Source organism: Shewanella sp. 0m-8 (genome assembly GCF_052977265.1).
Map to the genome: position 1 here is coordinate 94,645 of NZ_JBRIMB010000012.1, position 13,265 is coordinate 107,909.

Annotated in this window: 13 protein-coding genes; 2 read left to right on the top strand and 11 right to left on the bottom strand. The window is 41.3% G+C overall.

Annotated elements, in window-relative coordinates; all coding sequences use genetic code 11:
• Window positions 1-118: 118 nt before the first annotated feature.
• The 5 genes from apt to ACVBIO_RS08460 all read right to left on the bottom strand — a co-directional run bounded on the left by apt (window position 119) and on the right by ACVBIO_RS08460 (window position 3,713).
• Window positions 119-670 (bottom strand): adenine phosphoribosyltransferase, encoded by a 552-nt coding sequence (gene apt, locus ACVBIO_RS08440; RefSeq protein ID WP_447162100.1) that lies wholly within the window; start codon window positions 668-670, stop codon window positions 119-121.
• Window positions 671-925: 255 nt separating this feature from the next.
• A complete protein-coding gene (locus ACVBIO_RS08445) occupies window positions 926-1,294 on the bottom strand; it encodes a YbaN family protein (RefSeq protein WP_447162101.1) in 369 nt (122 codons plus the stop codon).
• Between the two features lie 283 nt (window positions 1,295-1,577).
• Window positions 1,578-2,333 carry an HvfC family RiPP maturation protein gene (locus ACVBIO_RS08450; RefSeq protein WP_447172402.1) on the bottom strand — a complete coding sequence of 252 codons (756 nt, stop codon included), beginning with the start codon at window positions 2,331-2,333 and terminating at the stop codon, window positions 1,578-1,580.
• Window positions 2,333-3,184 (bottom strand): HvfB family MNIO-type RiPP peptide maturase, encoded by an 852-nt coding sequence (locus tag ACVBIO_RS08455; RefSeq protein WP_447162103.1) that lies wholly within the window; start codon window positions 3,182-3,184, stop codon window positions 2,333-2,335. Before ACVBIO_RS08455 ends, ACVBIO_RS08450 begins: the two co-directional genes overlap by 1 nt.
• A 94-nt stretch (window positions 3,185-3,278) precedes the next feature.
• Window positions 3,279-3,713 carry an HvfA family oxazolone/thioamide-modified RiPP metallophore gene (locus tag ACVBIO_RS08460; RefSeq protein ID WP_447172403.1) on the bottom strand — a complete coding sequence of 145 codons (435 nt, stop codon included), beginning with the start codon at window positions 3,711-3,713 and terminating at the stop codon, window positions 3,279-3,281.
• Between the two features lie 382 nt (window positions 3,714-4,095).
• On the opposite strand from ACVBIO_RS08460, the gene dusC reads away from it, so the two are divergent.
• Both dusC and ACVBIO_RS08470 read left to right on the top strand, forming a co-directional pair.
• A complete protein-coding gene (gene dusC / locus ACVBIO_RS08465) occupies window positions 4,096-5,040 on the top strand; it encodes a tRNA dihydrouridine(16) synthase DusC (RefSeq protein WP_447172404.1) in 945 nt (314 codons plus the stop codon).
• Between the two features lie 129 nt (window positions 5,041-5,169).
• Window positions 5,170-5,526: a TraR/DksA family transcriptional regulator gene (locus ACVBIO_RS08470; RefSeq protein WP_447162106.1), complete on the top strand. Its 357-nt coding sequence runs from the start codon at window positions 5,170-5,172 to the stop codon at window positions 5,524-5,526.
• Between the two features lie 335 nt (window positions 5,527-5,861).
• On the opposite strand, the gene ACVBIO_RS08475 is transcribed toward ACVBIO_RS08470, so the two are convergent.
• The 6 genes from ACVBIO_RS08475 to hscA form a co-directional block, all read right to left on the bottom strand.
• Entirely contained in the window at window positions 5,862-8,621 is a 2,760-nt protein-coding gene (locus ACVBIO_RS08475; RefSeq protein WP_447172405.1) for a TonB-dependent receptor plug domain-containing protein, read from the bottom strand.
• Between the two features lie 801 nt (window positions 8,622-9,422).
• The gene (gene ndk / locus ACVBIO_RS08480) at window positions 9,423-9,854 is read right to left on the bottom strand and encodes a nucleoside-diphosphate kinase (protein ID WP_447162108.1); all 432 of its coding nucleotides are present in this window, start codon (window positions 9,852-9,854) and stop codon (window positions 9,423-9,425) included.
• A 229-nt stretch (window positions 9,855-10,083) separates the two neighbouring features.
• The gene (locus ACVBIO_RS08485; protein WP_447172406.1) at window positions 10,084-10,254 is read right to left on the bottom strand and encodes a hypothetical protein; all 171 of its coding nucleotides are present in this window, start codon (window positions 10,252-10,254) and stop codon (window positions 10,084-10,086) included.
• A gap of 188 nt (window positions 10,255-10,442) precedes the next feature.
• Window positions 10,443-10,640: a Fe-S cluster assembly protein IscX gene (gene iscX, locus ACVBIO_RS08490; RefSeq protein ID WP_447163434.1), complete on the bottom strand. Its 198-nt coding sequence runs from the start codon at window positions 10,638-10,640 to the stop codon at window positions 10,443-10,445.
• A gap of 398 nt (window positions 10,641-11,038) precedes the next feature.
• Window positions 11,039-11,374 carry an ISC system 2Fe-2S type ferredoxin gene (gene fdx / locus ACVBIO_RS08495; protein WP_447162111.1) on the bottom strand — a complete coding sequence of 112 codons (336 nt, stop codon included), beginning with the start codon at window positions 11,372-11,374 and terminating at the stop codon, window positions 11,039-11,041.
• Window positions 11,375-11,382: 8 nt separating this feature from the next.
• Complete coding sequence (hscA, locus tag ACVBIO_RS08500) at window positions 11,383-13,245, bottom strand: Fe-S protein assembly chaperone HscA (RefSeq protein WP_447172407.1); 1,863 nt, start codon at window positions 13,243-13,245, stop codon at window positions 11,383-11,385.
• Window positions 13,246-13,265 lie beyond the last annotated feature (20 nt).

Here is a 13,265-nt window from a genome sequence, read left to right on the forward strand (position 1 = left end):
CATGCTATCTCAAGCGACTGAGGAGCGATTTTGCGGTGATAAATTCACCTTTTAAGATAAAGAATAAACAACGTTGTCTATTCTTTAAAACCATCATTTATCACTGAGATAGAATGGTTTATTCGCCTTCAAACTCACAAAGGCTTACTAGATTAAGATCCATTGCCTTTAGGCGCTCTTCACCACCTAGATCTGGTAATGAAATAACAAAAGCAGCATCATTAACCGAGCCACCTAAGTTGCGGATCAGTTTCACTGTCGCTTCAATTGTACCGCCTGTAGCAAGTAGGTCATCAATAACCAATACTTTATCGTCAGCAGTAATGGCATCTACATGGATCTCTAACACGTCATGACCGTATTCAAGCTCGTAGCTTTCTGAAATCGTTTCTCTTGGTAATTTACCAGGCTTACGTACAGGGACAAAACCAATACCTAATTCTAGAGCCAAAGGTGCGCCAAATAAGAAGCCGCGCGCTTCGGTACCGACAACCTTAGTAAAACCTTGATCTTTATAGTGCTCCACTAAAAGTCCAATGGTGAGTTTATAGGCTTGTGGATCTTCTAATAAGCTAGTCACATCTCTAAACAGGATCCCTTCTTTAGGGTAGTTAGGGATGGTTTTAATGCTGTTCTTTATTAGTGCCAAGCTGTCAGTATTCATTACCATAATTCTTTACTTAATCTACTTTAGTTTGCAGACATCCCCAGTCCCAATTGGAATAAACCGGTATCGATGTCATCGAAGTGTAAAAATCGGCATCAAGCTTAAGCCGCTTTATAGCGAGTTGCAACCTACTAACGCCAGAAGTGTAATCTCAATCTAGGCAATTTTGCCATTCAATTGTCCTGAAGGAGAAATACCTCTGCAAGAGAGCGATAATAGCGCTTAAATTTCAAGATGATGAGCCAACACAGTGCACTATCACCCGTCAATTTCAGGGATGCTTCTCAGGTAAATAATTAACCCGGCTCCAAGGCAAGCCAGCATCACTTTCACCCAAATTAGCGGTACGATAACAATGCTAGTAACAAAACTGAGGCTGCTGACTAGGTATGCCTTTTTCTTTAAGCTTTTACGAATAGCACCTTGAGCCTGCCAATTTTTAAGTGCATCGGCAAACCAAGGGTGACTCATTAGCCACTGATATAGTCTGTCGCTTGAACGCGCAAAACAATAAGCAGCCAACAAAATAAACGGCACTGTTGGCAATAAAGGTAGCAATATACCTAATAGCCCTAAGACTAGACTACAAAGTCCGATAATCAGAAAAAAGCCACGTTTTAACGCCATTAACCTACCCTAAAAAACCAAAAAGCCACTCGACTTGAGTGGCTAGTATACCTGAGCTTGGCTTAAAGGCGGATTAATTTAAGCCCAAGACCATTAACCAAGATAGGGTAGCCGGTAATGTTGGGATCAACAGTACAAGAATAAAAATAATGAAATAAAAAATATTGAATGGGTCTTTAAACGGCTGACTCATGACTTCCTCTACTTATTATTGCTGACGATATTTATTGATCTAGATCAATTTTCAAAATCATTATAGATGTGGATCACACTAATAGAAAGCCTATTTACCAATAAATTGTTTAATAATACCTTTCTGACTCAGATCTGTGAGTAGCTGTAAACACCCAGCCTTTAAGGCATCAGCGTCGATATGAGTGAATGTTTGTACGAGCCAATCCACCAGTTCAGTGTAACCAAGATTAGTATGTTGCGACATATAAGCAAGCACTTGTGCAGTTAACGGATTTAATTGTAAAAAACAGACCTCTTCATCGAGATCTCGATAGATACAGAAAAACTGCGGTGCTTTACTTGGAGATTTGGGGCGATAGTCAGGACTAATATTTTGTACATCATATGCATACTGCGCAATTTTAGCCGTAGATGACACACTAAGATTGATGGCTTCTAAATTTTGTTTAGTGAGGTTAATCAGCTTATGCTCGTGATTATCTTGAGCGACTGCGACCACTAATTCTAACCACTCGTAATGGGCCAACTCCAACATAAACGGCGGATCGATTTTTGTCGTTTTGTATTCCGTTTGCAGGAATAACAAAAACTCTTGAGCTATCTCAATAAAAATGGGGCTATGACAGTCGTGAGTAACAAAAAAGTTTTGCACTATAGCTAACCAATCTTCTTCTTTATAAAGGCTTTTTAGTACTGGAAATGCATTTGACACAAAGCCATCAACATTATTAAAAAATAACTCTCGATATATTTTCATTCGACGAACTTCAATACCGTTAGGAAGCGGCTGAGACGGATCTTTAATGTAATCCATGAAGTTTTTCTGTACGTCGAGAAAGCTCATTAAGCGCTCCTTTTTAAGCTGGCAATATGCCGATTTTGATAATCATGAATTTGATTAATCTCGAGTAACAGCTCATTGGTTTGTGGAATATTAAAATCTCGTTCGAGTAGGGTTGGGTAAACTCCATGACACTCATGGCAGGCATCAAGTAACTTCCACACCGGATCGACAATATCCGCGCCATGAGTGTCTACAATAAGATCTTCAGCCTCTTCATAGTGCCCTGCAATATGTAGATAGGCTATTCGTTCGGTAGGCATGGCTTTTAAAAATTCAACAGCGTCATAACGATGGTTGATAGAGTTAACGTAAATATTATTGACGTCGAGTAGCATTTTACAATCAGCCTCTTGCATAACAGCTAAGACAAATTCAGCCTCAGACATTTCAGCGCCAGGAGCAGCATAAAAAGAAACATTTTCCAATATTAAAGGTCTTTCAATAATGTCCTCTACTTGCTTAACCCTTTTAGCCACATGCATAACGGCTTCAGACGTAAATGGGATAGGCATTAAGTCATACATATGGCCGCTGCCGGAGCAATAGCTTAAGTGTTCTGAGTAGGTCTTGATTTGATGTAAATCTAAAAAGTCTTTGACGTTTTTAACAAACTGCAGATCTAATGGCGCCGGACTGCCGATAGAAAGTGATAAACCGTGGCAGTAAAACTCATGTCTTTCGGTAAGCTCTCTAAATTGACGGCCAAACTTGCCCCCTAGAGTCATCCAGTTTTCTGGTGCGACCTCAAAAAAATTGATTTCACTTGGCACTCCTTGACAAAACTCGTCCAACATTTCTCGTCTAAGACCTAAGCCAACTTGCCCCTTATTCACCTCATTGCTATTTGTCATACTGCGCGCCTACTATAGGTTTTCATTAACAAATAGGGCCAGCAACTGCTGACCCGGAATTATTTATATCTATGGTGTTTATGCCGATTGCAGATTACTTATCCCCGCCGCACTTGCCTTCTTTGGCTTTTTTGTCAGCGCCGCACTTACCTTCTTTGGCTTTCATTTTGTCGCCGCCACATTTACCTTCACCGCACTTGCCTTCTTTGGCTTTCATTTTGTCAGCGCCACACTTACCTTCACCACACTTGCCTTCTTTGGCTTTCATTTTGTCAGCGCCACACTTGCCTTCTTTGGCTTTCATTTTGTCGCCGCCACACTTACCTTCACCGCATTTGCCCTCTTTGGCATTTTTCTTCTCGGCGCCACATTTACCTTCACCGCACTTACCTTCGCCTTCTAGCAGTTGGTAACCAGCTTGCATTTCACTATAACCAAATGGACTTGCTTGTACACTAGCAGTTAGTGCACTTCCCATTACAACAGCACCTACAGCGACAGTGATTGCAGTTTTATTTACTAATTTCATAATTTAATCCTTTTACTTACTCAATTTTGTATTGGTTACCAACAAAGCATTTTGCTGGCTTGCTTAACTAGACCTGCCAACCAACAATATAATTTCATTTTTACTACAACTATCACATTTATGACCCATAAAAGCTGATAGTGCAAATAATTAGCATGATGAAATCAATTGATATTGCGATGCTTAACGCTTTTTTATCAGTAATTTCACTTAAAATATTTAACAAATAAAGCTCACGACCACGACAACAAGCCGTTAACATTATGTGCGACACGGAATAATCGTGCTTTTATCTCCGATAAAAATAGCCTGTCTATTTGGATGACTGTTGGGTATGAGGTAGAATGCAGCGCCTCGAAATATCGATATGTTGGACAAGTCAGTGCGAATAATTTTGGCGCCTATGGAAGGCGTTGTTGACGATTTAATGCGAGAGATCCTCTCAGCAATCAACCCTTATGATCTTATGGTCACAGAATTTGTCCGCGTCGTGGACCAACTTTTACCGGAAAAGGTCTTTTATCGTCTCTGCCCTGAATTACATTCAGGCGGGCAAACACTCTCTGGGACGCCCGTTCGTGTTCAATTACTTGGACAAGAACCAGGTTGGATGGCGGAAAATGCCATCAGAGCCGTAGAGCTTGGTTCAAGAGGGGTTGATGTGAACTTTGGCTGCCCAGCTAAAATGGTCAACCGCAGCAATGGCGGTGCGGTCATGTTGCAATACCCTGAACAGCTTTATAACGTCGTTAAAGCCATGCGTGATGCGGTGCCCAATGAGCAACCTGTTACAGCTAAAATACGCCTCGGTTTTAACGATAAGTCACTGTATATGGAAAATGCTTTAGCCATTTATGAAGCTGGGGCGAGTGAACTTGCAGTGCATGCTCGGAGTAAAGTTGATGGTTATAAGCCACCAGCTTACTGGGAATATATTGCAGATATAAATGCTAAGTTACCGATCCCAGTTATTGCAAACGGTGAGATCTGGAACCAGCAAGATGCACAGCGGTGCATGGACGTCACTGGTTGCGACAGCATCATGGTTGGACGCGGCGCAATATCGCTACCTAATTTGGCCGCGAGTATAAAAGGCGATAAACCTTATACTTGGCAGCAATCACTCGATCTTATGCTTGAATACACTGACCGTGAATTAGAAGGCAGAAAAAGCACCTATTATCCTGCTCGGATCAAGCAATGGTTTGGCTATTTAAATCGTCAATATAGTGAAGCTGACGAACTATTTCGAGAGCTTAGAGTCTTTAAAAATGCAGAAGAAATCATTCAAGTGCTGAAGCTCGCTCGCGCCAAACTACCTGACTAGATCAATGTTAAGTGCTATTTACGCCACAAAAATAGCAAAATATAGCGCGGAATTGATCTCTATCATGACGAAATATGACTGCATGTTTAGACTAACTAGCCTTAAAGTCAATAATTGTAGGCAACCTAAGTGAGTACAAACCAAGTCAAACAAACCTTATCCGATATAGAATCGGAACTAAGAGTCAAGATTGGTGCACTCCCCGAGATGCAAGCCACGCTAATGGACCAGCATAATTATTCTCTTTGTGAACTCATTCAAATAATGACAGAGGTTCACTTATGCGATCATCCATTATTTTTTAAGTTGATGCGCCTAGATGCCGCTCGTTGTCAGCTTGAAATAGGCTTGTACGGTGTGTGTAGCGATTGTGAAAGTCAAATCGAAGCTGAGCAATTAGCCAGAGATCCTTTAGAGCAGCGCTGTATCGATTGCAGCGGCCACTTTAGCCGCCAACATAGGCAAGAACTCAGACTTAACCACTAACATAGCGGGATAAGTCACTGGCTAGTATTACCAAAAGCCAGCCATAAAAAAACCTCCTAATTAAGGAGGTTTTTTGTTATCTCGAAGGTAATAGCGAACACTTAGAATGTCATGACGCTATACATCAAAACCTATGATGTCATAGAAGCCATAGGGATAACTCACCCCATTGTGTATTTTGGCTCCTTCAAGTAGCAAGCCATAAAAAAATCCAGTACAAACAAAGTCTGCACTGGATTTTTAAGCTTTAAACCATTATTTTAAACACTCACTTTCTGCTTAAATTAAACAATATTAAATCCGCTCTATTAACTTATAGATCTTGATTTTACAACTTAAAAGCTAACATCATATTGAAGGTAAGCAAAACGACCGATGTTGTCGTATGTACCTTGGTCATAGAAAGGCCAGCTGTATGGGTCGCTAAATGATGGCTGACGATCAAGTAGATTACGGATCCCCACAGTTACCTTGTTGTGCTCATTAATATAATAAACACTTGTTAGGTCAAACTGCACATAACTAGCCACATGTTGCGGATCACCTGCATCAACTAAATCACCATTTGCATCTAGCTCTGAGCCTGTATCGTACCATCCAACTAACTGACAAGAATTATTCGCAGTATTACGCTTCTCATATTGATCATAACCTTGTAACCAACGCGCATTCAAAGTAGTTTCAAGATTACCAACTTCATAAGACACATTACCGTTTAAACGCCACTTCTCCATAGCATCATCTTCGGCCCAATCACACAGAGGCTGTACAGCTGAAGATTGTGTTTTATATGACAGATACTGCTCCGCACGTAAAACGGCACTGATACCGCCAAATGAAAAGTCTCCTGAATATTGTAAATCATAAGTTAAACCTGCGGCACTTTGTTCAGTTAAGTTTTGCAAGTTTGTCTGAACATAACCTGTACGGGCTGAATCATCTAAACGACCTTGAGAGTTACGTACAACTAAGTCGGTTAATTCACCCTGTGCCTCTGCATCCAAAATTTCCTGGATACTCAAGCTACCTATGATGTTATCTACAGTCAGTGACCAATAGTCAATAGAGAAAGACAAGTCGTCTGTAAGCTGATAAACAGCACCAATATTATAAGAAGTTGAAGTTTCAGACTCTAAGTCTACGTTACCACCTGATTTAGAGTTTAGCTCTAAGCGCTTACAATCAACACTGTCAGGATTATTGCCAGCTTCATTACACAATTTAGTGTCTACAGCAAATTGCACACCAGATGATTCATTTAAATACAAACTATCTAGGCTTGGTGCTTTGAAGCCTGTACCGTAACTAGCACGCAGTAACAAATCATCAATTGGTGTATAAGCAACTTTTGCTGAATAGGTAGTTTTAGCATCATCATTAACTTCCCAGTCAGCTTTATCATAACGAACAGCTAGATTCACTTCCATATTATCTAAAATAGGTAATGATACTTCAGCAAAGCCTGCATAATTGGTCGAGTTGCCGCCACCATTAGAACCCGCGCCACCAATTACTTGACCTGCTACCGAAGCAGGATCTGAGCGATCTGAATACTCCTCTTTACGATAATCTAAACCAGTTGCAAGTCCAATGTCTCCACCCCATAATTCAAATGGTGTCATTCCAGATAAAACCAGTGATGAGAAAGTCATCTTGAATTCACCAGTACGGTGAATTGATGCTTGCAAATCTTGACAAACTTCAGCTAGCTCATCTGAGGAGCAATCATTAATTATAAATGGATTAAGAGTACCATTAGAAAATGCCTCTTCAACCCCCTCGATTAATAACTGACCTGCTGCGCCAACCTGACGGTTAGTCAAGCGCGAGAAACCTAGGTCATAATCTAAGAACCAGTTATCGTCAATATCGTAATTTAACCCAACCACAGACTCAAAAGTTTCATTGGTATTATCTTTTTCGCGATTTGGAAAATCCAAATAGCGACGACCAACATATACACTTGCTTCCCCAGCTGCAATTTCATCAATCACTTGCTGGCCAGTAGCCTGATCATCTTTATATCTGTCATTCATTAAGAAATCATTCAGATATGGGCTATTTGTTACCTCTACGGCACCAGGTGATGGAGCATTTGAAGTGCGCGTATAAGCGCGTGAGTAACGAAATTGGCCGTCAAACTTCAATGCATCCGTAAACTCGTGGTTAATTGAAGTAAAAATAGACTGGCGGTCTGAATCAGGCTGGATTTGATACAAAGGTGCAAAATCATAAGCACAACGCCCATTACTTAGCACATCATCAGCAGGACAGTCAGACCAAGGTGCGCTTCCTTGAGAAGCAGAAACAGTTCCTTCATTACCATAAATAGCAGTAAACCCTGGAATGCCCCAAGTTGACTGGCCATTGCCACCTACTTTACCAGGAATGTTAGCCGTACTACCAAATTCACGATCTGTAGCTTGGATAGCTTTACGCTCGAAATATTCAGCAGCAAATAAAATATTACTTTTTTCATTAGAGGCTCCCGCCACTATCGAAAAGTTTGCTTCATCAGCATCCATGTGCTCAATTGCAGCACCATAACGAGCTGAAAAATCTAAGCCTTCAAAATCTGTTTTTGTAATAATGTTAATTACGCCCGCCACCGCATCAGAGCCGTAGATAGCTGAAGCACCATCTGGTAAAACCTCAATGCGTGATACCGCTGCAATAGGTAACTGGTTTACGTCAGTAAAGATGCCACCAGCAGCATTTTTAGGCAAACGTCGACCATTTAGCAAAATCAAAGTGTAATCAGGGGAGAATCCACGTAAACCAACCGATGAAGCACCAGCTGCTTGACTTAAGGTAGAGGACTCATTAAATCCGCCTGAAGCCGCGGTCGTACGCAAAAACTCGGCAACAGTAGAAAAACCTGTTTTATCGATATCTTCTGCACTAAAAATAGTTACTGGTGAAGCTGTTTCCATATCTGTTCGTTGGATACGCGAACCGGTTACTTCGATTCGTTCTACTTTATCATCTGTTGTCGCTTCTTCTGCAAATGCAAATCCAGATAAGGCTACACTTGTCGCTGCTGCTGCAATAAAGCTACGACGTATTGCTTTTGCGGTTAAGGTTACTGAGTTCATATTTATCCCCTCAAATCCCAGAATGTTAAAAACTGAAACTGATATATTTATTATTCTTTAAAAGGAAGTTAATTACTTCGCAGTAAATACTGTTAAAATTTAACCTTTAAGTCAATAGTCATTACATAAAAATAACGCGAATGATATCAATTGATACAAGCATACTTAAATATACAAATAGAAAGCAATTAAAAACAAGCAAAAACAGTGCTTTAGAATAATTTTGATGCGTACTAGTTTTGATAAGAACATGTATCAACCACCATTTCAAATGTTAACGAGTTATTAACGGTAAACATTATGCAACCGCTCAAAAATAAATCAAAACTGAAGACAAAAACAACATAATAAGGCTTAAAACACTAAAACTCGGACTTTGACCGCTGTTATTTAAAGCAATAGCAAAACAAAAATATTCACACCAAAAAATCACATATAATTAACAATTAATTCATCATGTATCTAAAGTTTAATTTAAATCAGTGTTATTTAAATGTGTTATTTAACAAAAAACAAACTAAACCTACCCGACTTGCGAATTTATTGGTTAATAAACACACTTTATTAATTAGACGATTATTTACCGAGACCTAAAGTATGTCGTTTATACTTAGGGAGTCAGGAAACGCGTCGCATCGATGAATGACTAAAAGCGATGAAGTAACAAGTAAGAAGTTAAACAAGATGGTTAACAAAAGAAAGGGATAAACTACTACAGCGAATGGGTATTATATTAAGCCCTACTTAGTTTTAGTAGGCAAAAAAAAGGAGCCTTAAGGCTCCTTTATGTACGCGTTCGAATTAACGAGTGCGTGGGCATAACTCTTCAGTGCTGAAGAAGTAAGCAACTTCACGCTCAGCAGATGCAACTGAGTCAGAACCATGAGCAGCGTTCTCATCGATGCTTTCTGCGAAATCAGCACGAATAGTGCCTTCAGCCGCTTCAGCTGGATTTGTAGCACCTAAGATTTCACGGTGTGCTAGAACAGCGTTCTCGCCTTCAAGAGTTTGGACCATGATAGGACCAGAAGTCATGAATGCAACTAGTGCACCAAAGAAAGGACGCTCACTGTGCTCAGCGTAGAAACCTTCAGCTTGCTCTTTGCTTAGGTGTACCATTTTAGAAGCGATGATTTTCAGGCCAGCCGTTTCAAAACGGTTGTAGATAGCGCCAATGTGATTTTTTGCAACAGCATCAGGCTTAATGATAGAAAAAGTACGTTCGATAGCCATGAAAAGCTTCCTTCTTATGTATAGGGGGTTTTAATTTTCGCGCGGATTATACGAAATTATAGGCCTATTGCCTACCCTTAAGCAGCTATCTTGTTGAGATAAGTCTTGTATCGAAATTAAGAACAAGCGACTGCGTCACACTTTTGCGCGTGCTTAACCTAATAACTTGAATAAATTAGCATCTTTAAAGCGACTGGCTAACGTCTTTAACCAGTCGCACTAGGGACGGTTACTTACGCCTTTTAACCCAAATGAAGCCAGCCGCAATCACGGCTAATAATCCCAATGCAGGTGCTAAATCCATAAAATGATGGAAAAGGCCTACCCCGCCATGACCTTCATGAGCAAAAACTGTCATTGGTGATAAAATTATTGCTGTTAATAATAGTAACTTACGCATGCTAACATCCCTTTTTATAATTTGTTTAATTTCGTGACTTGCGCCAACTCAATTACGAGCACTGTTCTAAATTAAAGCAAATTATGAGAATACATTTGATACGGATCAAAGCTAAGTACCTTTGTAGCCACCAACCCAAGCAGATACGACTTAGATCACACTTTCTACAATTCTTGAGACAATTCGTCTCATTTTTCTGCTATCCAATTGGCCTGAATAGCTTCAAGCACACGCTCGTTACAATGGTTAGGATCATCATCAAAACAGTCTAAAGCTAACACCCATTCATTGAGATCCGTGAAGCGGACCGTCTCAGGATCAACATCGGGATACTTATCAATCAAATACAGTGCAATCTCTAAAGAATCTATCCATTTAAGCTTCATTGTCGCTCTCCTTTCAACAGTCATATCATCAGTATAATACCTATCCTTATAAAGATGTGTTCGCTCATCGATATTTTGGACTGCTGTGTAAGGTCATGCATTGCTCCTCGGCTTTTGCACCCTCGGTAACGGCTAACGCGTTACTTAGCTTCCTAAATCGATATAAGCGGGCATAAATGCCATTCGCAGCACCTGAGCACCATAAATAGAGAACACGCCTTAATCTATGTAGAGAACATAAAGCACAATGCTGCGCGCAATGAGTGAAAGCATAGTTGAGCTAGGTTTTAAGCTTGTTAACCCTGCATATGAAGCACTAAAACTCAGAAACAAAAAAGCCAGTAGCTCGCTACTGGCTTTTAATAAATACATATTTTTAATATCGATTGTTAGCGGGACTAACCTTCGCTAACCATATTAATCGTGTATTTAGGAATATCGACGACGATATCTGAAGCAGGCACTTTTGCTTGGCAAGAAAGACGGCTTTCAGGCTCTAAGCCCCATGCTTTATCAAGCATGTCATCTTCAAGCTCATCACTTTCTTCAAGTTCGTCAAAGCCTTCACGGATCACTACGTGGCAAGTCGTGCAAGCGCACGATTTCTCACATGCGTGTTCGATATGAATACCGTTGCGCAGTGCAACATCTAAAACGGTTTCGCCTTCGTTTGCTTCAACTACAGCTCCGTCTGGGCATAACTCTTGATGGGGTAAAAATACAATTTGTGGCATAACCTTACCTATATATTGTCAACCGACTGCCCTTTTAGAGCGAGTCGTATTGAATTATCCATACGCTTAGCAGCAAAGTCCTGCGTCGCTGTATCTAGTGTTTCGATAGCGGCTTCTATCGCGTCAGCATCGCCTTCGCTAGCTACCTGAGCCAACAAGGCCATATTGGCTTGAATCACTTCACGTTCATCTGTAGTCAATAAGTCGCTGTCTTTATTTAGAGCTGAACTCAATGACTCAAGAACGCGAGCCGCTTCTACTTGTTTTTCAGCCAGCATGCGACGTGTAATGTCATCTTTGGCGTTTGCCATTGAGTCTTTTAGCATGCTGCCAATTTCTTGATCACTTAGGCCAAATGATGGCTTAACTTGTATCGTGGTTTTTACACCCGTTGATTTTTCCATAGCCGTCACGCTAAGTAAGCCGTCCGCATCAACTTGAAAGGTCACCCGAATATGCGCAGCACCTGCAGCAAGAGGTGGAATACCTTTAAGGGTAAATCTAGCAAGTGAACGGCAATCTGCCACTAACTCTCGCTCCCCTTGTACCACGTGGAATGCCATCGCCGTTTGACCGTCTTTAAACGTTGTAAACTCTTGTGCTCGAGCGACCGGAATAGTGGTATTACGTGAAACCACCTTTTCCACTAATCCGCCCATGGTTTCGATACCCAGTGATAACGGAATAACATCGAGCAGTAATAGGTCTGATTCAGGCTTATTACCGACCAAAATATCAGCTTGAATAGCTGCGCCAATCGCAACGACGCGGTCGGGATCAATAGAGGTTAACGGCGTTTTCCCCATAAAGCTTGCAACTTCTTTGCGCACCAAAGGTACGCGAGTAGAGCCACCAACCATCACAGTTTCCAGCACTTCATCGCTGCTGACGCCAGCATCACGTAGTGCACGGCGACAGCTGCTGACGGTTTTCTTAACTAATTGACTAATCAAGCTGTCAAACTGCTCACGAGTAACAGTCAAAGAAAGCCCTTGTCCCTGATCATCAGTCACTGTTGCCTGGGTTGTATCAGACTCTGTTAGCGCCTCTTTAACGCGGCGTGCTTCGATCTGCAGTTTACGGTTTAAGCTTGCGCTAATATCAGATAACTGCCACTGCGCGATAAAGTAAGCCTGCAAAAGATGATCAAAATCATCACCACCCAATGCTGAGTCACCACCCGTTGCCAACACCTCAAATACGCCTTTGTTTAAACGTAAAATTGAGATATCAAATGTACCACCACCGAGATCATAAACCGCAATCACCCCCTCTTGACCACTGTCTAAGCCGTAAGCAATTGCTGCCGCGGTAGGCTCATTCAACAGACGTAATACTTTAACGCCTGTGAGCGATGCAGCATCTTTAGTACCTTGGCGCTGCGCATCATCAAAATATGCAGGAACAGTGATCACCACGCCTTCTAGGGTACCACCAAGTGTCGACTCTGCACGCGCAACCAGCGGCTTTAAAATCTCTGCAGAGACTTGGACAGGATTAACTTTACCTTGAGGGGTCACAAAAATCGGTAAGCCGTTATCGCTTGCTTCAAAAGAATAAGCAAATGATTGCTCGCCCGATTGAATATCGTCGAGACTACGTCCCATAAAACGTTTTACTGACACTATGGTATTTTGCGGATCTTGAGCTGAAAAAGCTTCAGCTTCGCGCCCTACCATCACAGCCTCTTGGGTATAACGGACGACAGAAGGCAATGAATGCTGTGAATCTTCGTCTGGTAACGTATTCGCCACGCCGCTACGTACCGCAGCAACAAGTGAGTTAGTGGTGCCTAAATCTATTCCAACAGCGAGACGATGTTGGTGGGGAGCAGCGCTCTGTCCAGGCTCTGCTATCTGCAAAAGTGCCATATATATCCAACTTAAAAAAA